Here is a 23,083-nt window from a genome sequence, read left to right on the forward strand (position 1 = left end):
GACTCAATGAATGCATTCCCAGTTGGAGACTGGGAACGAGGAAATGCTTATCAAGCTAGGTTTTTAGGACTTGTGTGTACACCGTAGCGATGCCTTGGGGAGCGTTTGCTTTACTCAAATGCGGGGTGGGGTTATTTATTTTTGATTTATGAAAGAGGTCTCTTGAAAGTGTCGCAGCTGGGGTTGCGTTTAATTCGTTTCGTCTCGCCAGCTAATCGTTTTTGCGATGTCTACGATGGGCTACACCTCAATATGCTTGGGTTAAAGACGAATGACCTTAAGTTTTGGGTTGCTTGGAAAAGCAAGACGAAGCTGACTTGACTCAAGCATTTCCAAGTACCGAGTTACAACATCAACTAACATATAGGAATCATACTGAATAAGACTTTCACTCTCATCAGTCGTTCAAAATTTAAGTCGGATTCCTATAGATTTTTTTCAAGAATTCAAGACTGCTCCAATAATTTTATCCGTTGCCACCAACGGTTTAGGGGATAATAAATTACCGGTGCCCATAAACTACTAAGAATGGCAGAGGCAAGAGCGACACGCTGGTAATACGTCCAAATATCTGTCACCTTACGCTCATTGCCTATCAAAGTTAATTGCAACCCAAAGATAGTTTCTGCCAAAACCGCCATAATAAAGACAATTACAGCAATCGAAATAAAATCTTCTTCGATAAAACGCTGTTTCTGGAGCAGACTAGTTAAAATTCCCACTATACCTAAACTGAGGGCATGAGTAGGGTTAGGTGATGTCATTGAATCTTGAAGTAATCCTAGAACTATACCTGCCAATGCTCCGGCAAAAACCGTGCGCTTCACACTCCAAGCTACCACCCAAATTAACAGCCAGTTAGGGCCAATTCCTAATAATTCCATACCTGGGAACCGGGTTGGTAATAATAGTAAACATAACAGTACAGATCCAATCGTCACTATCCAACCCAACAGCTGACGTATGCTGGGATGCCAACGAGAAAGCGGCTGGATTTGGAATTTTGATTTTCGCTTTCGTTCTGACGATTTTGGCTTTTTCTGCCTGCTACCACCAAATGCAGGAATCTTCATTTTTCTATGGATTTTCAAGGAAGAATTTACTTAGACTTTTGTGGCACTTGAGTTGCCGACTCTTGGTTTTCTGGCTTTGGATAAACAGCTACCCAATCGAGAGAGCGGATTGGCGGAAAAAGTTCTATTTTTGCCACTGATGCTGGGAGTTTCTTTAAATCTAGTGACTTGATTCGTCCTACTGCCAAGCCGGATGGAAATTTCTGACTATAAGTAGATGTGGAAACTAAATCTCCCACTTTCACATTTGGGACTTTTTCATAAAATTCCAGCACAGCTTCCGCAGAAGAATCTCCTCGCAAAACGCCTTTAGCTGCCGTGCGGCTAATGGATACACCCACTTGACTCTTGAGATCACTGATTAACAACACGCGACTAGTATTGGGTGTTACATTTTCTACTAAACCCACTAAACCGCCATCAGCCTTGACTATGAAGCCTTCCTGAATCCCTGCATTCGCACCGCGATTCAGGGTAACTTGTTGCCACCACTGGTCAGCACTACGGCCTATCACCCGTGCTGGAATTGGCCGTGATGCTAGAGGCTCTTTTTCTACATAGCCTAATAAATCTTGTAGCTTTGTCTTTTGACTTTCCAAATCTACTATACGGGTTTGCAATTCTGATATCCGGGCATCTCTGAGACGTTCTTCTGGAGTTGGCCCTGACTGCAACATCTCTAACGGACGGGTAATTGCCTGGTATGTCTCAAGCACCAATTCACCTTGAGTCTGTCGCAATATCCAAGCACTACCAACTACTAGAGCTAACAACCCGATTTGCAATCCTTTACGATCCCACCAACGCCGTATTGTCATCATATATACCTTTGTATACTTATATAAATTAAGTTCTACTTGGATTCTATTTATATAAAACCCAAATAGAACTCAAATAGAACTCAAGTCTGATATTTTTTTTGTTACATATTCCGAGAGCTTTCGGTGACAACTCGTTCCAACTGTTTAAAGTTTTCTAACACACGACCTGTTCCCAGCACAACACAGCTTAAAGGATCAGCCGCAATGTGGGTTACAATCCCTGTTTCATGGCTAATGAGGGTATCTATGCCTTTGAGCAAAGCACCACCACCAGCTAACATAATACCTCTGTCAATGATGTCTGCTGCTAGTTCTGGAGGTGTACGTTCCAGTGTCCGCTTTACAGCTTCTATAATTACTGATAGCGGTTCCAACATACTTTCACGGATTTCTGGGGCTTTGATTGTTACAGTTCGCGGTAGACCAGAAAGCAGGTGTAAACCTCGGACTTCCATCATGGCGTCATTATCATCATTAGTCGGATATGCAGAACCAAGCCGAATTTTGATATCTTCGGCAGTACGTTCACCAATAACTAAGTTATGAACTTTCTTAATATACTGAATGATCGCATCAGTCAGTTCATCTCCAGCAATGCGTACTGATTCGCTAATCACCGTACCTTGAAGACTCAGCACTGCAACTTCTGTTGTGCCACCACCGATATCAATGATCATGTTGCCTGTCGCTTCGGCAACAGGTAGTCCTGCACCGATGGCCGCAGCTACAGGTTCATCGATTAAATAGACTTTTCTGGCTCCTGCTTGGTGAGCTGCATCCATTACAGCTCGCCTTTCTACTCCTGTGACACCACTGGGAATACCAATGACAATCCGGGGTAAAACTAAAGACCTACCTTCATTTACACGCTGAATAAAGCTTTTCAGCATCAGCTCGGCTATATCAAAGTCAGCGATTACACCATCCCGCAAAGGCCGGAGGGCAATCACATTTCCAGGTGTGCGACCGAGCATTTTTTTGGCTTCTTCTCCGACTGCTAGTGCCACCTTTTCGTTGACATCGATAGCAACTACAGAAGGCTCTTGTAGTACAATACCTTTACCAGATACATAAACCAGGGTGTTAGCGGTACCGAGGTCGATACCCATATCCCATGATGTGCGAAAGTTCCTAAAAATGCCCACGCTTCTCTAAGCCCCCTATGTGCGATACTTTTTGACTACAACGGTCAGAGTTAATCGTGCCAGATTGGATTACGTTTGTATCCTGAGTTGAGTAAACTAGACTATATTTTTATATGATTCCCAGGAATATTTAGTATGTCTCAGGCATCTGTTTTTTGATATTCTCTGGTTAGCTTAGTATATCCGTATACTTTTATGTGTTTCTCCAAGTAGTGTGTATAATTTTTCAAGTCAACTATATTGTTAACTGTTTAACACATTATTTTCAAGTGTTTCACAATTCGCTATGATGAAAGTCTAAATTGCTAAGTACATTTGTACTGAAAAGGTAACGTAGATGAGTATCAATATTGTCACTCTTGTTGGTCGTGTAGGCGGCGACCCTGATATAAAGTATTTTGAGTCTGGTAGTGTGAAGTGCAGACTGACACTAGCGGTAAAAAGGCGATCGCGCAACAGCGATGAACCTGACTGGTTCACGTTGGAATTATGGGATAAAACGGCTGAGGTAGCAGGTAATTATGTCCGCAAGGGAAGTCTAATTGGCATCAAAGGTTCCTTGAAGTTTGACACATGGAGCGATCGCCAAACAGGAGCAAACCGTTCTACACCGATTATTAGAGTAGACCAACTAGATTTATTAGGCTCTAAGCGAGATGGAGAGGGTGGTACTGGAGATATGTCTTCAGAACATTTTTAATTGGGAATTGGGAATTGGGCATTGGGCATTGGGCATTGGTCATTGGGCATTGGGCATTGGTCATTGGGCATTGATTATTAGTCCTTTATCCTGACAAAGGACAAAGGACTAATGACAAATGACTAATAACTAATTTGTAATGTCACCGATGCTTCTACTTCCTGTTCACCACCAACAACAGGGGTGGAAGCATCATCTAACTTTGCAGCCTCAGCCCGTAAAAACATGGGTGGACGAGGTGGAGTAGCATTATTAACTTGAATGCTCACTATTTCTTTGGATTTAAAACCCAAGGCACTGAAAACAGCATCAGCTTGCTGCTGGGCGTCTTGAGTAGCTTCTTTTAATGCTTGTTTTTGAGCAGCCGCGATCGCTTCATCATTCGCAACAAAACTAATACCGTTAATTTGTGTCGCACCTGCTTTTACTGCATCATCCAATAATGTCCCAGCTTGCTCAACAGGAATGCTAAAACTCACAGTGTTATTGGCAGCATAGCCTGTAATTCGCTGTACATTATCGGTGTAGCTATAAACTGGGTTGAGCCGGATACCAGTAGTTTGTAATTTTTCAACATTTTTGCTCTTGAGGAACGCAACTACAGCCGATGACCTGCGGGCGGCTTCTTGCTGTACCTCCTGTGCTGTTTTCCCCTGAATCTCCACTCCTAAACTGACTTGCGCCAGGGTTGTAGGAATTGTTTCTACTCCGCGACCACTGACACTAAGGGTTCGCCACAATTTATCTTTTTCTTGCGCCAACGCGGGCAGCGTAAAAGTTACACATACCAGCAAGGCTAAAGGCAGTATTTTCCACAAGTTTCCAGATGGAAACTGAGAACCGGTTAAAGCGGCTCTAGTCATAAGATTTGCACTCCTCAAAGTATCCACAGATGTTTTTAATAAACGCATGTAGCAATCTTCTGGTGGCCGTTGAGAGTCAACAGCTACCACAAGTTTTTCACAACTCAAGTGCGATCGCTAGATACGATTTGTATGTTCTTACTTTGACACTGCGATCGTCAAAAGCTGAAACGGTTACATTTTTTGAAACTAAAAAAATTACACTAGCTTTTTTAGAGATTTTGTCGTGGCGTATTAGCTGCTGAAACCTGAACCAGAAAGGCAGCGCTTGATTAATTTGACAAATGGCACAAATTAATTTGATCAAGCTGCCCAAGCATCTCCATCGGTAGACGTTTTTGAGAAACGCGTCAAAATCAAAGAGAAGGATTTTCACGGAACCCATGTATTTGTTAAATCCAATCAACTTCTCTTTTCCTCTGCTGGCTACCGCAACAGAAACCGCGGACAGTTCAATGGTAATAGCAGCAGTGCTACTAAGCTTAGTAGTCATTTATCTCGCCAGCAAAGTTGGTGGAGAGTTATCAAACCAAGTGGGTTTGCCACCTGTATTAGGCGAACTAGTAGGTGGTGTAGTAGTAGGTATCTCTGTTTTCCACCTTTTAGTATTTCCAGAAGGCAGCACAGACAGTTCTAACTCTTTGATCATGTCCTTCCTTCAAATCACTGGTGGTTTAACGCCTGAAGCCACTCCAGCAGTGTTTGCCGCTCAGTCTGAAGTCGTTTCCGTTTTAGCAGAATTGGGTGTGATCATCCTGCTGTTTGAAATCGGCTTGGAGTCGAATTTAAAAGACTTAATCGCAGTTGGTATCCAAGCCACTGTTGTAGCAATAGTGGGGGTAGTAGTACCCTTTGCTGCTGGTACTGTGGGACTGATGACTTTGTTTGGTATTAGTGCTGTCCCGGCAATTTTTGCAGGGGCGGCTTTGACTGCCACTAGTATTGGGATTACTTCCAAAGTGCTGTCAGAGTTGGGACGACTCAATTCTAAAGAAGGGCAGATTATTTTGGGTGCTGCCGTAATTGACGATGTTCTAGGAATCATCGTTTTAGCGGTAGTTGCCAGTCTAGCTAAAGATGGCGTGGTGGATGTCAGCAAAGTAATTTATTTGATTATCAGCGCCACTGGTTTTATTTTGGGAGCAATCCTCCTAGGTAATGTTTTCAATAAGTCCTTCGTGGCGATCGCTGATAAACTCAAAACACGCGGTGAACTGGTGATACCAGCATTCATCTTCGCCTTTGCTATGGCATACCTTGCCGCCGCTATCCACTTAGAAGCAATTCTGGGAGCTTTTGCAGCGGGTTTAGTCCTAGAAGAGACAGACAAGCGCAAAGAATTGCAAAGACAAGTCTGCCCCATTGCCGATATGTTAGTGCCAATTTTCTTTGTGACTGTTGGGGCAAAAACCGATTTGGGAGTGCTAAACCCAGCAATTCCCGACAATCGAGAAGGTCTAATTATGGCAAGTTTCCTGATCATAGTAGCCATTCTCGGTAAAGTAATCACAGGTTTAAGCGTGTTTGGTCAACCAGGAATTAACCGTTTAGCGATCGGTGTGGGGATGATTCCCAGAGGGGAAGTTGGATTAGTGTTTGCTGGTGTCGGCGCAGCCAGTGGCGCTCTCTCAAAACCATTAGGGGCGGCAATTATCATGATGGTTATCTTGACAACCTTTTTAGCTCCTCCCTTGTTACGATTTGTATTTCCAGACCCAAAAGCTGTGGAAGCAGGCTCAGAGCAACTAGTTTTAGACAGTTCTTCTGGGACTTCGTTGGTAATTGAACCACCTCAGTTAAAAGTGCCAGCATCAAATGATAATGGCAATTCGGAAATAACCCCAGAATCTAGCGATCGTTAATCAAAGTCTTGGGTAAATTCTTACTGAGTTCTGAGTAATTTTCGCTCAGAACTCAGGACTCTGAATTCAGTACTATCACTGTGCTATGAAGATGTTGCGATCGTGCAGTGGAAACTTCTCTCTTCAAATTTCCGTCCCGTGTGATTGTAGAATAATCGTCTGTTTATAATTTCTACCAGCATTCGGAATGTTATTTATTTCTAATCTCCCTTGGCCTGTATGCCTTTATCTGAATATTTTCCAGGTAATTGGGGAGTAACACCCATAAATTTTGCTAGATCATCTGACAGTAATGGGAATTATTTACTTAGTGCATTGATGGCAAAAAACAAAAAACAGTTATCAGTGAACGGTTATCAGTTATTAGTTTTCTAGCTTCCTTGGAAGTAACAATTTCTACCTCTAAAGGTGGAAGATTTGACATGGGGATTTAGACCCAAGATGAAACCTGATAACTGATTTTAAATGGTATTACATAAGTCTTCAGGTATCAAAAAAAGCATCGAAAGTAAAGTTTAGGTGGTGACGGTGTGATGATTTACCAATGAGTTGAGATATTAACGCCTCCCATGAACGTGAATTAGGAGAAAGGACTGTGAAATTACACTGGTTACTACCCAGCACTATTGGAACTATCTTCATGTTATCGTCGCCGGCAATGGCTGCGAGACTTGAATCTTGGCGCTTTGATGCCAATCAAAACAGGCTGGAAATTAATACTGTGGGAGCAGTTCAACCCCAGGCACAACTAATTTTCAACCCGACTCGGCTGGTAATTGATTTGCCAGGAACTACATTTGGGCGTCCACAAATAACCCAACAGGTGGGTGGTGGAATTCGCTCAATTCGTGTTGGGCAGTTTGATACAGAAACAACACGTATAGTTGTTGAAATCAGTCCTGGTTATACTTTAGACCCTAAACGAGTGCAATTTGTGGGTACAACTGGCGATCGCTGGACGGTGCAATTACCTAAGCCAGAAATCGAGAGAGTAGCTTCATCTCCCACCTCATCTCCGACCTCATCTCCCAGAAGTGCTTACACTGTTGTTACCCCAAACTCTGAGCCGCAACCTGGCATTTCAAGAGTTGCCACTACTACACGAGGGGCGACTCAAATTGAGAGCTTACAAGTCACAGGTGATGGGTTGTTCATTCGCACCAGTGGTAGTAATCCTCCAATTCAGGTAATTCGCAGCCGCGATCGCGCTACCATCTTCATGGATATCTCTGGCGCATCTTTATCACCACGTCTGGCGCAGCAGAATAATATACCGGTTAACAAGCATGGTGTTAGCCGCGTCGAATTCACCCGACTACAAACCCAACCTCCTGGCGTTCGCCTGACTTTGCGGGTAGATAAAAATAGCCCAGACTGGCGAGCAAGTAATAGTAACGGTGGTGGTTTGGTAGTTCTGCCTAGTCGCGTTGTCACACTGCCTGGAAGTAGTAATTCAAATCTATCGGACAATCAGTCACAACCACCCTCTCTACCTAGCAGACTATCTGCTAACAACTCCCCAGCAACAATTGAGTCTGTACAACTGGCTGATAATGGCACACAACTGCTAATTAGAGCCGACCAAACTGTATCTGCTACGGGAGCTTGGGATAGAACTTCTGGTCTGTTCCGCGTCACAATTCCCAATGCCAAGTTAGCTCCCAGAGTTACAGGCCCTACTTTTGCTCCTAATAGCCCCATTCTCCGGGTACGCCTGCAACCACAAGAACCCAACACAGTCGTTGTCTTAGTTCAACCAGCAAGCGGAGTACAACTTGGACAACCCCAGCAAATCGGCGACCAGCTTTTAGCTCTACCAATACAAGGCTCTCGTCGAATTGTGACAATCCCCCCCAGAAGACCTCCTTTTGCTTTACCTCCGCTACCACCACCAAACCGGGGGCCATTCCCAGACCCAAACAATCCCAATCCCCAACCTCCAACCCAACCACAGCGCCGAGTTACCAATGGACGAGTGGTAGTCCTCATTGACCCAGGACATGGCGGTAAAGACCCTGGTGCAGTAGGTCTTGGAGGATTACGCGAAAAGGATGTTATTTTGCCTATTAGCAAAAGAATAGCTCAGGTCTTGCAGCAAAATGGCGTACAAGTAGTTATGACAAGGGATTCTGACTATTTTGTTACCCTTCCAGGACGGGTGCAATTAGCAGAACGAGCTAATGCTGATGTGTTTGTGAGTATTCATGCTAATGCAGTCGGGCCAGGTCGTTCGGATGTCAGCGGCTTGGAAACATATTATTACGACAGTGGTTTGGGTCTAGCTCGGACTGTCCATAACAGTATTCTCCAAGGTGTAAATGTCAGAGACAGGGGAGTGCGGCGAGCCAGATTTTTTGTCCTCAGAAAAAGTTCTATGCCTTCGATTCTGGTAGAAACAGGTTATTTGACCGGTCGAGATGATAACGCTAAACTCAGAAGCTTGGCTTACCAAAATCAAATGGCAGATGCGATCGCTCGTGGCATTCTTCAGTATCTAAAGAGAAGATAAGTAATTTAGTCGAAATTATTGAGTAAATACATCTAATCTTTACCATTTTTATCCAATTTAGTAGTAAAACAATTTAAGTATTCTTGCTGCGGGACAAGAGTAGCTTCTTTGTTATTGTCATCTGATGCTTTGCAAGTCAACAGATTTTGGATTGGTGTCACCCACAAGAGGTGAAAGCGCATAGCAGGACGTTAGTCCGGTATGAACCTAAAATAGGCAGTCAAATTTATATCGGCTAATGGCATGGCAAAATCAGAGGAGCGTGCTATATTTTACGCCATTAGCTAGCTGTGTCTTAATAACAGCGCAAAACTCAAGTGTGCGTGGTGACGGTGTGAGGATTTGCCAATATGTTGAGATGTTGACGGCTCCCATGAATGTGAATCAGGAGAAAAGACTGTGAAATTACGCTGGTTACTATCCAGTACTATTGGAACTATCTTCATGCTGTCGTCGCCGGCAATGGCCGCGAGACTTGAATCTTGGCGTTTTGATGCCAATCAAAACAAGCTGGAAATTAATACTTTAGGGGATGTTCAACCCCAAGCACAATTAATTTTTAACCCGACTCGCCTAGTAATTGATTTGCCAGGAACCACATTTGGGCGTCCGCAGCAAACCCAACAAGTGGGCGGTGGAATTCGCTCGATTCGTATTGGGCAGTTTGATACAGAGACAACGCGGATAGTCGTTGAACTCAGCCCTGGTTACACTTTAGACCCCAAAAAAGTACAATTTGTGGGTACAACTGGCGATCGCTGGACAGTGCAATTACCTACACCAGAAGCCGAAAATGTACCCTCACGAAATACTGAGGGGCAACAAGAAGAAGTTATTGCCACAGACCCTTCACCGAGAACATCTACACCAACCTTCTCCCCAAGAAATATTTACAATGTGGTGACAACCAACTCTGTCAATTCACCTAGAAACGGAATGGTTGCCGCCAGGGTTACTGAAATTGAGAACTTACAAGTCACAGGCGATGGCTTTTTCATCCGCACCAATGGTGGTAATCCTCAGATTCAGGTAAACCGTAGCAATGATCAGAAGGCAATCAACATTGACATTGCTGGCGCAACTTTATCACCAAATCTAGAGGAACGCGATTTGTCAATTAATCGCTATGGTGTCAGCCGCATTCAGTTCAGTCAACTACAAACAAGTCCATCTGTTGTCCGCCTGACTTTAGAGGTAGGCGAAAATAGTCCTAATTGGCGAGCAACTACTAGCAGTGTTGGTGGTTTTGTAGTTCTGCCCAGTCGTGGCGTTGCTCAAGTACCTGGAAGTAACAGTCCACGCCCCGTAGCACCTTCTAACAACTCACCTGCTACCATTCAGTCTGTGGAACTGGCTAATAATGGTACACAACTGTTGATTAGAGCCGACCAAGCTTTATCTGCCATAGCCGGCTGGGATAGAACTTCTGGTCTGTATCGCATTTCCATCAACAATGCTCGGTTGGCTCCCAAAGTTACAGGCCCGACTTTTAATGCTAATAGCCCTATCCTGCGAGTCCGCCTGCAACCACAAGAATCTAATACTGTCACTGTCTTAGTTCAACCAGCAGCCGGAGTACAAATTGGGGAACTCAACCAAGTTAGCGATCAGCTTTTAGCTCTACAATTACGACGCTCTAGTAGTAGTATCACACCGCCCATTACTTTACCTCCCCTACCATCGTCAAACCAAGGTCAATTCCCAGACCCCACAGATAATCCTCGTCCCACTTCTCAGCCACGCCCCTCGGTTCCCAGAGGAAAATTACTAGTAGTAATTGACCCAGGACACGGTGGCAAAGACTCAGGTGCTCCTGGTCTGGGTGGACTGTTAGAAAAGGATGTAGTCCTGCCTATTGGTAGAAGGGTAGCAGCAATTTTAGAGCAAAATGGTGTACAAGCGTTACTCACGCGGGATGCTGACTTTTTTGTAGAACTTCAGGGACGGGTAAATATCGCCGAGCGAGTTAACGCCACTTTGTTTGTGAGCATTCATGCTAATTCGGTTGATGGTCGTCCAAGTGTGAATGGCTTAGAAGTCTATTATTACGAAAGTGGTTATGCTCTGGCTGAAGCAGTTCGCAATTCTATTCTCCAGAACATCGGTACTATCAAAGACCGAGGAACCCGCAAAGCTAGATTCTACGTTCTCAGGAAAAGCTCCATGCCTTCGATTTTAGTGGAAACAGGCTACATGAGTGGTTATGAGGATAACCCCAGATTAGGAACACCAGAGTATCAAAATCGGATGGCAGAAGCGATCGCTAGTGGCATCCTAAAATACTTAAAGCAGAGGTAATATAGTACAAATTACTAATTAAAGAGGTGGTATTTAAACTTCTTTTATTTGCAGAATTTAGTGGTCAATTTGGAGATTGTCTGCTAAATTCTGTATTTTAAATCCCAAATCCTAAATTTATATCTGCCTGTGTATTCATCTTCCATTTTTGAAGGGAATCTTGACGATTTTTCTGATCAAGAACCCCAACGTGCCCCAATTGGCATCTTTGATAGTGGTGTGGGTGGGCTAACGGTATTGCGACAACTATATCGGCAACTCCCCAATGAATCAATTATTTATTTTGGGGATACAGCTAGACTTCCTTACGGAATTCGTTCACAAGCAGAAATTTTACGATTTACGCGTGAAATTATTACCTGGCTACAACAGCAGCAGGTAAAAATGGTGATTATGGCTTGCAACACCAGTTCTGCCCTAGCCTTAGAAATCGTGCGTCAAGAATTCAGCATACCCATTTTGGGAGTGATTTTACCGGGTGCAAGAGCGGCGGTGCAGCTAGGAAAGCGGATTGGTGTAATTGCCACTCCAGCCACGGCTAAGAGTAATGCTTATAAGCACGCCATACTCGAAATTGCTCCTGATGTCCAAGTCTGGCAAGTTGGATGTCCAGAGTTTGTGCCACTGATTGAGCAAAATCGCATTCACGACCCTTACACTGCCGAAGTAGCACGAGCCTACTTAGAGCCTTTATTAGAGCAGGAAATTGATACCTTAGTCCACGGCTGTACCCATTATCCCCACCTTACACCAGTACTGCGATCGCTCCTCCCCTCTCAAGTCCAGTTAGTTGATCCAGCTGTTCATGTTGTGGCAGCTTGTGCCCAAGAGCTAGACTTACTAGGCTTAAAAAATACTCACTTACCACTACCAACTCGCTTCGCCGTCAGCGGTTGTCCTCAACAGTTTTCCCAGTCAGGAGTGCAGTGGCTAGGCTATACCCCAATGGTTGAAGAGGTTTGCTTCACTGATACCGCTATTTCCAAACTCCAATAAAACTAATTAGTCTTTAGTCCTTAGTCCTTAGTCCTTAATCTTTTAATCAAAACAAATGACCAAGGACAAAGGACAAATGACTATTGACTATTAACTGATATCTCCTGCTTATGTTTTCCCTCAGTAGATGAAGGGAAACTTGTAGGAACAGTCTTTGTACCCGTTCGCTTCGCCAGTGCTAATAACAGGTAGACTGTGAACAAATATCCAGACGCTAAAATAAAAATCATCATAGGTATACTTCCGTAAATCATTGTTCTACTAGCACCCTTCTAAACGAATATAAAATTCCATAAATTAGTAGAACCTCAGCCAATCAAGTGCATTCTTGATGGCTGTAGTTTCCTATGGTAAAATTACCTATAGAGATAAAATTCTCTACGGACAAAGAATTTATTGTCTGATGCGACTTTTTGCAGACCATAGATCCCACAGCAGTTAGTTTGCCGTTTAGCAATCTAAAACTACGATTCTCAGCGGTCTACTTGATCTGCTTTATTGCTGCTCAAACTGCTGTGACAAGAGCAATGCTTGCGCTCAACGTGCGCTGAAGACGTGTAGCAGCCTCCCATAGGGATATCACATAGCTCCAAACCAGGAGTTTCGCTTACCGTAGGAAAAATTAAAGAATTTATTCCCTTAATCTTACCGACGAATATTTATTTTAGACTCACAATACCAACTCAGTAAAATCAACTAGTAGCTGACTTAACTTTTGGGGTGTGAATATCTGAAAAATTTAAAATTCCTACATTTTAGCGTAACACAACGACCCTGAATTTGAAGCCCAATCGACTGCTAAATTTCAAATTTTTTGAAGAGCTATGACTCAATCTGAAAAAACTTAGCCTTACCCATTGGCGAAAAATTTAAATTATATCTATTTTGTCAATAAGTAATGTTACTTAACTTTTGTTTTGAACTGTGGCGATAAAGGGGAGATGAGAAACTACTTAATACAATTTCATCTGATATTTATTCTCATGTACTGAAAATTTATGTTTTAAGTTAGTTTAAAATCTGAGTTCTCACAAATTAAGCACAATTACTTATTGACAAACCTATTCCTAACCTTAATTATCACCCATAGACTCATAAATATGGTATTACCTTATGAAAACTTTGCGCTGGCACAGGGTTATCTTAAAATGAGTATAGGATATGTAAACTTTCGTAACCTAAGTCAGAGTCCGCCCATCCATGACCCCAGCCACCTCCCTGTTTACCCCTGTGGAAGCAGACCTGCGACTACTAGCAGATAACCTAAAACAGCTAGTTGGAAACCGCCACCCCATTCTGTTTGCAGCAGCCGAACATTTATTCGGAGCTGGGGGAAAGCGTATCAGACCAGCAATTGTCCTGCTAATATCGCGGGCAACAATGTTAGAACAAGACATTACACCACGTCACCGCCGCCTAGCTGAGATTACAGAAATGATTCACACAGCAAGTTTGGTACATGACGACGTGGTAGATGAATCAGACGTGCGGCGAGGCGTTCCTACCGTTCATAGTTTGTTTGGGAACCGCATTGCCATCTTAGCAGGAGATTTTCTCTTTGCCCAATCATCCTGGTATTTAGCAAACTTGGATAATTTAGAGGTGGTGAAACTGCTCTCAGAAGTCATTATGGATCTGGCTACTGGGGAGATTCAGCAGGGACTAAATCGTTTTGATGCTGGTATCTCTACTGAAACTTACATTGAGAAGAGTTACTACAAAACAGCTTCGTTAATCGCCAACAGTTCTAAAGCAGCTGGATTGCTCAGTGAAGTCTCACGAGAAACTGTTGAGCATCTGTATAGCTACGGTCGTCATTTTGGTATAGCATTTCAAATTGTTGACGACATTCTAGATTTCACCAGTACAACAGATACCTTGGGTAAACCAGTGGGGTCGGATCTCAAAAGTGGTAATCTGACTGCACCAGTTTTATTTGCTTTAGCAGAAAAACCATCTTTGGAAGTGCTGATTGAACGAGAGTTTGCTCAAGAAGGTGATTTAGAGCAAGCACTAGCATTAATTCAAGACAGTCAAGGTATACAGCAGGCGCGAGACTTAGCTGCTCACCATGCTAAGTTAGCAATTGAACATCTTGCAGTTCTCCCACCCTCAGAATCCCACCAGGCATTGATTAACATAGCTGAGTACACACTGAGTCGCCTCTATTAAATCAGTTCTCACTTATCGGGTAGAAAGTGGGGATTTAGACCCAAGTGAAACTTTCCACCTGTTATTAAGGGAACTTCAAAAAGTTCTGCAATGCCTACGCTAAAACTCTAATAAGCTGTTCAAAATAAGTTTTGACATTGAAGTAAGGACGACGCCAGTGCGGTCTTGGGATGCATCCCAAGACCGCACTGGCTCATTTGTGTCTCGTGTCACTTTCCGCGACGCTCGATAGCGTAGCGTTAGCGACGCAGGAGCGTCTGACTCGCTCTAAGCGTACTCCTACAGAGAAGCAAGCTACGCCTCGTAGAGAAGCCATGCCGTTGGCGAAGCCTCTCGTAGAGAAGGCTTTACGCTGCGCTATCGATACAAATCTTTTTAGACCAGTGGGCAATAACCCACAACTAAAGTTTTTATTAATACTTTTTTCATAAAAGCCTTCTGCTCTCTGCCTTTCTTTGTAACACACTCTATTGGTATGACAGATATTAGCTAATGTTAAAAACCTTTAGAAATTAAAAGTTTATAAGCATAGCTAAATTAATTTTTTATCCACCAATTGATAGTTAAAATGATACAAATTTAATTTTTATTGTATCAATTAATATGCCAAGAAAAATTCTACTATTAATTATGTTTTTTAGTAGTAGAATTAGCATTTTGTTATGAGATTACATAGTAATTATTGACAATGAAGCTTATTCACACATTAAAATCTTTTTCTTGTAAAGATTTTAACGCTGGAATTTGTCAAAAAAACGATTGCTATCTTTGAGAAAAAATACTTATGCTCATTGATGATGTTAATAAGAATGTGCTGTCAGATAAACAGCTAAATGTCACTTCAATATCCTCATTAGATAGCTTTAAAGCGAAGGATGACTACAGCCTCAACTTCAGCGGACGTAGTAGCCATAACTCAACTTCCACAAACGTGCAGTTGCTAAATAACGGTGACTCCGAAAATAGCATTAATGCTACTGCTAATGCTTTTAGCACTGGAAATTATAACTCCACCAATGGCTATGGCTTGATTAATGGGGCAGCAGCAGTGGCTAGAGCTACTGGTCATAATACCTTTGCTGATGTTCCTAATCTTGGTGGCAATAATTGGGGAGCAGACCTTGTTAAAGCACCGGAAGTTTGGGCACATGGATACACAGGTCAAGGTGTTGTTGTTGCTGTTGTAGATACTGGGGTTGACTACAACCACGAGGATTTGAGGAATAATATCTGGACAAATGCCAACGAAATTGCAGGTAACGGTATAGATGATGATGGCAATGGTTATATTGATGATAATTACGGCTGGAACTTCTCTGGTAACAACAACAACACCCTAGACATAAACGGTCATGGCACTCATGTTTCCGGCACGATCGCAGGAGAAAATAATAACTACGGTGTCACTGGTATTGCTTATGATGCCAAGATTATGCCCGTCAAAGTTTTGAATGACTCTGGCTCTGGTTCCTATAGTTCTATCTCGAAGGGTATTCGCTACGCTGTGGATAATGGAGCTAATGTAATTAATCTCAGTTTAGGAGGCGCATCTGCCAATCGTACTCTAGAGTCAGCTATTAACTATGCCAGCAGCAAAGGAGTGATTGTTGTCATGGCAGCAGGTAATGATGGTGACTCATTACCAGATTATCCCGCCCGTTATGCATACAAGTCGGGAATTGCAGTTGGGGCAGTAGATAGAAATAATAATATGCCCGACTTCTCTAACCGTTCTGGAACGGATGAAATCGCCTACGTCACAGCCCCAGGAGTTAGGGTCTATTCTTCAGTTCCGAATAATCAATATGCCACTTATAATGGCACTTCTATGGCTACTCCCCACGTTGCTGGTGTAGTTGCTCTAATGCTTAGTGCTAACCCCAACCTGACTGATGCCCAAGTACGTCAGATTGTCACAGAGACCGCAGAAAATACTACATCAACTACAAGCTCTAGGTTTAATATTTCTAGTGTCAGTTCTCTAGCGAGTCAGGTGATTGCAGAGACAGCAAGAAATAATACACAAAGTACAATCTCTAGTTCTAATAGTTACAATTTTGCTTCTCTAGGGAGTCAGGCAATGTCTGGTGACAACCTGCTACGCGTCTATACACAAACCGCAAGTTATCTCACATCACAACAGACAATTTCTAGTTTTAATAATTCCGATGTCGGTTATCTGATTGGTCAGGCAATTACAGAAACGGCAAAATATTTGACACCAGAAACCATCGCTAGTTTTAATAATTCCGATGTCGGTTATCTGATTGGTCAGGCAATTACAGAAACGGCAAAATATCTGACACCAGAAACCATCGCTAGTTTTAATAATTCCGATGTCGGTTATCTGATTGGTCAGGCAATTACAGAAACTACAAAATATTTGACACCAACCGCAGGTAATAACGGATTAGCCAATCCAGAATTATGGTCGCAATTTCAAAACTATGAGAAGATTCTGGGCAGCACAAACATGGATAGCAATGAGGATGAAAATAATCTTGATTTTGGCAAACTACTAGAGGAAATGCAAAAACAAATAGATCAGTATAGAAAATTTTTGGGTATGGTTTGAAAATTGTAGCGATTTGCAGTTCAGTTCAATAATGGTTGGTTAAGAAAATCAACCAACCAACTCGTCTGTTGTGAATGAATGTAAGGGTTTAGCATTGCTAAACCCTTACGTTTTAAGTGTGGGTTGTGAGATGCGTAGGTGTAGCCAACCCAGGTATCGCTTTTTGTGAATCGCCTTTGAACTGGAATAAAAACAGGAGAGGCTACAAACCTACCTAACCGAAAATGCCTCGTTGAACCGTCGGGTCACAGGCTCAGTGATGAATGTCAAAATTGACTTTTTGCGAGTTACAATTTCACCTGTAGCGGCCATTCCTGGTGTAAATGCTACTTCCTGACCGCGCACGTTTACGGTGTGTTTACCTAACTTAATTCTTGTAGGAAAAACTAAGCCTAATTCTTTATCAACAATTGCATTTGGACTGACTTGCATGACTTCGCCCTCCACAATACCAAATTCCTGGAAGGGGAAAGTTGCCATTTTCACTTTTGCCTTCATTCCTTGACGAATAAACCCAATATCGCGGTTGAGAACTTTCACCTCTAGGAGCATTTCTTCCCCTTCCGGCAAAATTGACACCAATTCTTCACCCACTTGTACTGGCCCTTTGGTGGCTTTGACTCTGTAAATCGTACCCGCAACTGGAGCCTCAATGGTTTCTAATGCTTGCTGTTTTCTCGCCTGTTCTAATTGACCTTGAACAGTTGTCAGTTCTTCTTTACGCTTGTTGAACTGGGTCAAAATTTCACTTTGGCGTTCTGATGCTACACGCTGGGCCTGACTGCGTGCAGCGTTGTAAGCTTGTTCTGCTTGGCGAATTTCTTGGGCTTGGGCAGCAATATCTTTTTCTAATGATGTGACTTTATCTTGAGCCTCTGTGATTCTATTTTGGGCGTTAATCACTTCATCTTGTGATCTAGTGATTTCTGTCTTTGCACGAGTTAATCTTTCTTGGGCATCCAAATAATCGACACGAGGTACAGCGCCAGGAGTAATTAGGGTGCGTAAGCTTTTTTCCCTTTCTTGGGCGAGAGCCAAATTACTTTCAATTTTAATGCGGATGCTATCTGCATTGGCAAGGTTGGTTTTAGCATTTGCAACGCTAGTTTTGGCATTAACTAAGTTGTCTTGCAATCGAGTCAACCGGACTTTGGCTTGATCAATAAGTGCTATTTGGCGATTTGCTTCTGCTTCCGCCCCTGCTTGACGCGCTTGGTAGTCTTGCAAACGGGAGTTTAAAAGTTCATCTTGTACTTTCGTCCCAGTAGTTGTACCTCCAGTACGTTCTGCATCCAAACGTTGCAAATCGTCCTGAATTAATCTCGTAGATTTGGCTAGGCGGGAAACATCGGTTTTCTGCAAGTCTGGATCTTTTTGAATCAGAATTTGACCTTTAGTAACGCGATCGCCTTCTTGCACTTTGACGGCGACAATTGAGCCTCCACCCAAGGATGTCACCGGTCTTACCTGTGTGGAAGCAATTAATTCCCCTGGTGCTGTTGCTACTTCATCTATTTGTGAGAAGTATGCCCAAGCGATCGCTCCAAATACGATGGCGCTCATCGTTCCCGCTAATAATCTAGTGTACAGGGGTGGTAATTCCTGCACCGCTTTACCTAATTCATAAGTGAGTTGTTCCTCTGGTTGCGCGAATCGCTCTTTTGTCTGACGTGCTTGAGCAGCATTTACCATATATTTTTGTCCTTTGTTATTTCTTATTTGTTATTTGTCCTTCGTCCTTTGTCCTTTGTCGTTTGTTATTCACTAATGACCAATGACTAATGACCAATGACTAATGACCAATGACCAATGACCAATGACTAATGACTATTCAAACTGCTAGATAGCGCCGCAAAAAATTTTCTAATGTCTCCAATTTAAAGTTATAAATCGCCTCTAAATTGGCAATTTCATCTTTTGTACAGAAAAATTCATTTGCTAGCAATGTGCGATAAGTTCCTAAAGCTTTTTGGATTTGGGGATTAAATAAACCCAATGCACTCTGTAACCCATCAATGACAAATAGTGGTGAGTTAATTATTACTGGCTCTTTAGTAAAGATCCGACCAAAAATTCGGGGAATATCTTCTCGCAATAAAATCTCTGGGCCTCCGACGGGTAAAATCTGGTTACGAGCGCCTTCAAATGTCACAGAATCCACGACTATCCTTGCCAAATCATCGGTACTGACAATTGAGGTACGGTTTTTGCGATCGCCAATTAGCAGATACAATCCTGTTTCGCGAAACCGTTCTACTAATGGCAGCAAGTTAGATGCTAATCCAGCTGGGCGTAAAATTGTGTAATTCAAGCCACTAGCTGCCAAATATTGCTCTACTGCCCGTTTGGCTTTGAACACAGGAGCGTCTTCATAACCGCGATCGGCTCCCAGTACGGAAATGAAAACAAAATGCTCGACGCCATTGGCTTTTGCTTGGTCAATAAGTTCAATATTGGCGCGGTAATCTAAAGATAGGGCATCGCTATCAGAACCGTGGGCGCTGATAATATACTGGACACCTCGGCTAGCTTTCTGGATATCTTTTTCGTGTAGCAAGTCACCAATAAAGATTTCTGCACCCCGGTGTTCTAACTCGCTGTAGCGCGAGTTAAGGCGGACAAATGCCCGTACAGACTGTTCTCGTTGCCGTAGGAGTCGCACAACTCTGCGACCAATTCCTCCCGTTGCTCCAGTTACCAGAAACATATAAATACCTAAATTGAATAGTTACAGCGTTTATAGTTTTTGAAATGCTCGGTATATGCTCAAAATCTGATAAGCATTCAACAAAGGTACGAGCATATTTTTATACTTTGTTACCATGCTCAAGATATTCTCACCAAAACAGGGAGTCGGGAGTCGGGAGAATACTGAAAATACCCTACTCCCTTATAGTTTGAAGCCTCCCCTTTTTAGGGGGAATGTTGAGAAAAAATTGTGAAAAGAAGCACGCAGTGCCGACACACAAGGTGTCGATATCAAATCCCTTGTTTTCAAGCAGGGGTTTCCTTACTTCCTCTTCCCTACTCCCTACTCCCTCGTTAAGCCAACTAAACCAATAAGTCACACCTTATCTATCTTAATACTGTAAAAATTATCCCCCATATCTTTGTAGATGTGGGGGATAGGGTAATGGGATTAGTTTTACTCGCTCAACAAATCAATAGCTTGTTCAACTGACATCTTAGCCTTCTAGGAGAGAGAAATAGAAGAGAGGTTTTCCATATACCGTGAAAAGTCAGCTTTTTAATTGTCGCTTGTAGGGCAGGGAACAGACTTTTCTCCTGACCAATCTGTAAGAGTATCTTCATCTTTATAATGTCGGGGAGTTTGCAGCAGCAAGTACCATGCCTCCCCAGCATCCAATAAATTAAAGCGTTCAGGATAGTGAGTTTCTAACAAATCCCTAACCAGACAATAGTAATCAGAGTTCATTCCTGGAAAAATATGATGTTCAGTGTGGTGAGAAAAATTTAAATGCAACAGGTCAAATATTTTATAAACCCGCAGAGACATACTATTAATCAGTGGATCGTTAACGCTGGTCATCCTACAAAGTAAATGATTTGTATAAATATAAAACATTACTCCAGCATAACCAAGTGCAATTGGTAAAAAGTAACCAAGTATGAGCTTTATGGGTTCAAATTGGAGATAGATGAGGATACTCAGATGAATCATTATCATGATTACTAATTCCCCTGCGATCGCCCGACGATCTTTAGGACTGACTGTAAATGCAGCCGGAACATAATCGACGGATTCGTGATTGAAAAATAGCACAGATGTCAGATTGCGAAAAGTATGTACTCCCCAAGCAGAAGTCATGCCCACTGTGAACCATATCGGATTGACTTCAGTAGAAGGCACAAACAAGTCCTGAATCCATTTTCCCCAGGTTGCAGGCTGTTCATATAAGTAATTGCGATCAGGGTCGCCCAAATCATTAGTGTGATTATGATGTACTCGATTATGAACTGCCTTCCACAACGTTGGTGGCATCCACAACATTGTTAGCCCTAAAAAGCTAATAATATAGGATAATCTGGCGTTTTTAATCACGCTACCATGCATCAAATCGTGGGTGCTAAATAGCAAGACAACCACGCTGTTGCCCATAACGATGCTTAGAGGTAGATAAAGCCATAAAAGATATGGCGACCAACAATCTAGCCGAGCCGCTATCATCCAACCTAGAATCAAAATTGCCAGATTAATGAACAAGATAACTAATTTACTTGGATCGGGGATAAATGCTTCCGGTGGCATTAGGGAACGTAATTCTTTGGCATATATTTTCTGATGAATTAGTTTCTGCTCGGTACTAATAGTCATAAATCATTGTCACGTAAAGAATTTAAGCAAGCACAGTTTTGCGGAGAATCGTAGTCTTTTAAACTCGGACGATTCAATTCGCAGTAGGTCAGCTTATCACCATATCACAAAATATTTTTACAAGAGATATATTGCAGAATTTTGCCTCATAATAAATTCTGCGGCTCATAGCGAAAGTCATCTTAAACTGGCTGAAATTACTGTTTTACAAGGATTTTATGCTGGTAAATACACAAGTTGAAAAAGCCCGATTTTCCTTTTTTCTCTTGTTACCATGCAGAGTAGGGGAACAAGGAAAGTCTCATCAAGCTAGGCTTTTACAATTTTTGTGTACACTGTATGCGAGAGGCTAGATAAAAGTCTGTAAAAAGTTTTCCTAATTTGCAATCCCCCTACATCTACAAAGATGCAGGGGTAGTCATGAAATATTGATTATTAATCAATTTGTGGGCGCTATTCACCAAAAATTTGGGTCTGTTCGCGAAGCGTCTCGTAGAGAAGCCCCGTCTTTTGAAGACGGCTTTTTATCATCGGTGACAGGACTTTAAATGAGTAATGAGTAACGAGTAATGAGTAATGAGTGGATGAGAAATGGGTATTTACTCATTACTTATTACTTATTACTCCAGAATCACCGACCCTTCTTTCTCGGTGAGTATGTCACCGATTAATCCCACTTACCGCAGGTGTGATGTCTACGATGGGCTGCTTACGCACTATCTATGCTTTGTATAAGCAGCCCATCTTAAAACTATTCAGATGCTTTGTTATTAGCTCTATTGGCACGTGCCTCAGCTGAAGCCATCACTTCATCCATATTTTCTAAGACTTCGCCAGGGAAGTTTTCCAAAACTCTGGTAGAAAGAGCAACCCGCCCTTTCCCCTCATCTAAGTCAATAATTACAGCTTTAATTGGCTGACCAACTTGAAATACTTTTTCAAGAGATTCAATGAATTTTTGGCTTACCTGCTTAATATGAAGCAAGGCACTCATGCCACTTAAATCGACAAATACACCAAAAGGTTTGATGCCGGTAACTTTGCCTTCTACCAGTTGACCTAGTTCTAATAAACTGAAGTTGCTAGAACGAGTTGCTAAACGCTGAGAAAGAATGAGTTTATTGGTGTTTTTATTAATTTCCAAAAAACTCACAGTCAGATTTTGACCTTTGAGTGCTTCTAAATTATCACGTTCGGCGAGGTGCGATCGCGGAATAAATCCCCGCAAGGAGAGAATATCGACGGTGACACCACCTTTATTCACACCCATAACCCGTACTTGCACAGTTTGAGCATTTTCCTGCATTTCGGCCAATCGTTCCCAGATGTGCTGAATTTCCAACTGCTTTCGAGAAAGGGTGACTTGACCTTCTGCATCCTGATCTCGGATAATCAAAAACTGCATTTCTTCTTGCAATGGCAGCACCTCCGATAAATCGGTAACTGCTCTCAAAGAAGCCTCATCGCGCGGCAGAAAAGCTGACGACTTGCCACCAATATCCACATAGGCCCCATCATGGTCAAGTTGGAACACTTTACCATGTACAATCTGTCCCTTTTGAAATTGGTAGTCGTGCTTTTCTAGTGCTTTGGCAAAATCGTCCATTGTAAATGACGAATTGGCTGTTTGAGAAAGTTTCGATTCGGAATTCATGACTTTTGAAGATTAATTGTTATTTGATATGGTGCCACTGGAGTTTAGATTGTCATTTGTCACTTGTCGTTTGTCATTC

16 protein-coding genes are annotated in these 23,083 nt (G+C 42.5%); 8 read left to right on the top strand and 8 right to left on the bottom strand.

Annotated features, from left to right (window positions below; all coding sequences use genetic code 11):
* Positions 1-446: 446 nt before the first annotated feature.
* The 3 genes from mreD to RRG12_RS01125 all read right to left on the bottom strand — a co-directional run bounded on the left by mreD (position 447) and on the right by RRG12_RS01125 (position 3,003).
* The gene (gene mreD / locus RRG12_RS01115) at positions 447-1,073 is read right to left on the bottom strand and encodes a rod shape-determining protein MreD (protein ID WP_069071392.1); all 627 of its coding nucleotides are present in this window, start codon (positions 1,071-1,073) and stop codon (positions 447-449) included.
* Between the two features lie 26 nt (positions 1,074-1,099).
* Positions 1,100-1,894: a rod shape-determining protein MreC gene (gene mreC, locus RRG12_RS01120; RefSeq protein ID WP_069071393.1), complete on the bottom strand. Its 795-nt coding sequence runs from the start codon at positions 1,892-1,894 to the stop codon at positions 1,100-1,102.
* 101 nt (positions 1,895-1,995) lie between these two features.
* Complete coding sequence (locus RRG12_RS01125) at positions 1,996-3,003, bottom strand: rod shape-determining protein (protein WP_069071394.1); 1,008 nt, start codon at positions 3,001-3,003, stop codon at positions 1,996-1,998.
* Between the two features lie 373 nt (positions 3,004-3,376).
* Between RRG12_RS01125 and RRG12_RS01130 the strand changes: the two genes are divergently transcribed.
* A complete protein-coding gene (locus RRG12_RS01130) occupies positions 3,377-3,739 on the top strand; it encodes a single-stranded DNA-binding protein (protein WP_069071395.1) in 363 nt (120 codons plus the stop codon).
* A 122-nt stretch (positions 3,740-3,861) separates the two neighbouring features.
* On the opposite strand, the gene RRG12_RS01135 is transcribed toward RRG12_RS01130, so the two are convergent.
* Entirely contained in the window at positions 3,862-4,602 is a 741-nt protein-coding gene (locus tag RRG12_RS01135) for an SIMPL domain-containing protein (protein WP_420758047.1), read from the bottom strand.
* A 29-nt stretch (positions 4,603-4,631) separates the two neighbouring features.
* Between RRG12_RS01135 and RRG12_RS01140 the strand changes: the two genes are divergently transcribed.
* The 7 genes from RRG12_RS01140 to RRG12_RS01170 all read left to right on the top strand — a co-directional run bounded on the left by RRG12_RS01140 (position 4,632) and on the right by RRG12_RS01170 (position 17,014).
* Complete coding sequence (locus tag RRG12_RS01140; protein ID WP_420758048.1) at positions 4,632-4,847, top strand: hypothetical protein; 216 nt, start codon at positions 4,632-4,634, stop codon at positions 4,845-4,847.
* Between the two features lie 138 nt (positions 4,848-4,985).
* Positions 4,986-6,464: a cation:proton antiporter gene (locus tag RRG12_RS01145; protein WP_069071397.1), complete on the top strand. Its 1,479-nt coding sequence runs from the start codon at positions 4,986-4,988 to the stop codon at positions 6,462-6,464.
* A 595-nt stretch (positions 6,465-7,059) separates the two neighbouring features.
* Positions 7,060-8,973: an N-acetylmuramoyl-L-alanine amidase gene (locus tag RRG12_RS01150; protein ID WP_069071398.1), complete on the top strand. Its 1,914-nt coding sequence runs from the start codon at positions 7,060-7,062 to the stop codon at positions 8,971-8,973.
* 399 nt (positions 8,974-9,372) lie between these two features.
* On the top strand, positions 9,373-11,271 hold the full coding sequence (locus tag RRG12_RS01155; RefSeq protein ID WP_420758049.1) for an N-acetylmuramoyl-L-alanine amidase: 1,899 nt from the start codon (positions 9,373-9,375) through the stop codon (positions 11,269-11,271).
* A 129-nt stretch (positions 11,272-11,400) separates the two neighbouring features.
* Positions 11,401-12,267, top strand: coding sequence for a glutamate racemase (murI, locus tag RRG12_RS01160; protein ID WP_420758050.1), 867 nt, complete (start codon positions 11,401-11,403; stop codon positions 12,265-12,267).
* A 1,200-nt stretch (positions 12,268-13,467) separates the two neighbouring features.
* The gene (gene sds, locus RRG12_RS01165) at positions 13,468-14,439 is read left to right on the top strand and encodes a solanesyl diphosphate synthase (RefSeq protein WP_069071401.1); all 972 of its coding nucleotides are present in this window, start codon (positions 13,468-13,470) and stop codon (positions 14,437-14,439) included.
* Positions 14,440-15,223: 784 nt separating this feature from the next.
* Positions 15,224-17,014, top strand: coding sequence for a S8 family serine peptidase (locus RRG12_RS01170; protein ID WP_420758051.1), 1,791 nt, complete (start codon positions 15,224-15,226; stop codon positions 17,012-17,014).
* Positions 17,015-17,224: 210 nt separating this feature from the next.
* On the opposite strand, the gene RRG12_RS01175 is transcribed toward RRG12_RS01170, so the two are convergent.
* The 4 genes from RRG12_RS01175 to RRG12_RS01190 all read right to left on the bottom strand — a co-directional run bounded on the left by RRG12_RS01175 (position 17,225) and on the right by RRG12_RS01190 (position 23,004).
* Positions 17,225-18,706, bottom strand: coding sequence for an HlyD family efflux transporter periplasmic adaptor subunit (locus tag RRG12_RS01175; protein ID WP_420758052.1), 1,482 nt, complete (start codon positions 18,704-18,706; stop codon positions 17,225-17,227).
* Between the two features lie 139 nt (positions 18,707-18,845).
* Positions 18,846-19,721, bottom strand: a complete 876-nt coding sequence (locus tag RRG12_RS01180; protein WP_069071404.1) for an SDR family oxidoreductase — start codon at positions 19,719-19,721, stop codon at positions 18,846-18,848.
* 540 nt (positions 19,722-20,261) lie between these two features.
* Positions 20,262-21,350, bottom strand: a complete 1,089-nt coding sequence (locus tag RRG12_RS01185) for a fatty acid desaturase family protein (RefSeq protein WP_420758053.1) — start codon at positions 21,348-21,350, stop codon at positions 20,262-20,264.
* 751 nt (positions 21,351-22,101) lie between these two features.
* Positions 22,102-23,004, bottom strand: coding sequence for a S1 RNA-binding domain-containing protein (locus tag RRG12_RS01190; protein WP_420758054.1), 903 nt, complete (start codon positions 23,002-23,004; stop codon positions 22,102-22,104).
* Positions 23,005-23,083: the final 79 nt, after the last annotated feature.

This window comes from Nostoc sp. CALU 546, assembly GCF_048836525.1.

Bases quoted from the DNA above. Each gene is read 5' to 3' on its own strand.
- mreD (WP_069071392.1), bottom strand. From the start codon at position 1,073: ATGAAGATTCCTGCATTTGGTGGTAGCAGGCAGAAAAAGCCAAAATCG.
- mreC (WP_069071393.1), bottom strand. From the start codon at position 1,894: ATGATGACAATACGGCGTTGGTGGGATCGTAAAGGATTGCAAATCGGG.
- RRG12_RS01125 (WP_069071394.1), bottom strand. From the start codon at position 3,003: ATGGGTATCGACCTCGGTACCGCTAACACCCTGGTTTATGTATCTGGT.
- RRG12_RS01130 (WP_069071395.1), top strand. From the start codon at position 3,377: ATGAGTATCAATATTGTCACTCTTGTTGGTCGTGTAGGCGGCGACCCT.
- RRG12_RS01135 (WP_420758047.1), bottom strand. From the start codon at position 4,602: ATGACTAGAGCCGCTTTAACCGGTTCTCAGTTTCCATCTGGAAACTTG.
- RRG12_RS01140 (WP_420758048.1), top strand. From the start codon at position 4,632: ATGTTTTTAATAAACGCATGTAGCAATCTTCTGGTGGCCGTTGAGAGT.
- RRG12_RS01145 (WP_069071397.1), top strand. From the start codon at position 4,986: ATGTATTTGTTAAATCCAATCAACTTCTCTTTTCCTCTGCTGGCTACC.
- sds (WP_069071401.1), top strand. From the start codon at position 13,468: ATGACCCCAGCCACCTCCCTGTTTACCCCTGTGGAAGCAGACCTGCGA.
- RRG12_RS01170 (WP_420758051.1), top strand. From the start codon at position 15,224: ATGCTCATTGATGATGTTAATAAGAATGTGCTGTCAGATAAACAGCTA.
- RRG12_RS01175 (WP_420758052.1), bottom strand. From the start codon at position 18,706: ATGGTAAATGCTGCTCAAGCACGTCAGACAAAAGAGCGATTCGCGCAA.
- RRG12_RS01180 (WP_069071404.1), bottom strand. From the start codon at position 19,721: ATGTTTCTGGTAACTGGAGCAACGGGAGGAATTGGTCGCAGAGTTGTG.
- RRG12_RS01185 (WP_420758053.1), bottom strand. From the start codon at position 21,350: ATGACTATTAGTACCGAGCAGAAACTAATTCATCAGAAAATATATGCC.
- RRG12_RS01190 (WP_420758054.1), bottom strand. From the start codon at position 23,004: ATGAATTCCGAATCGAAACTTTCTCAAACAGCCAATTCGTCATTTACA.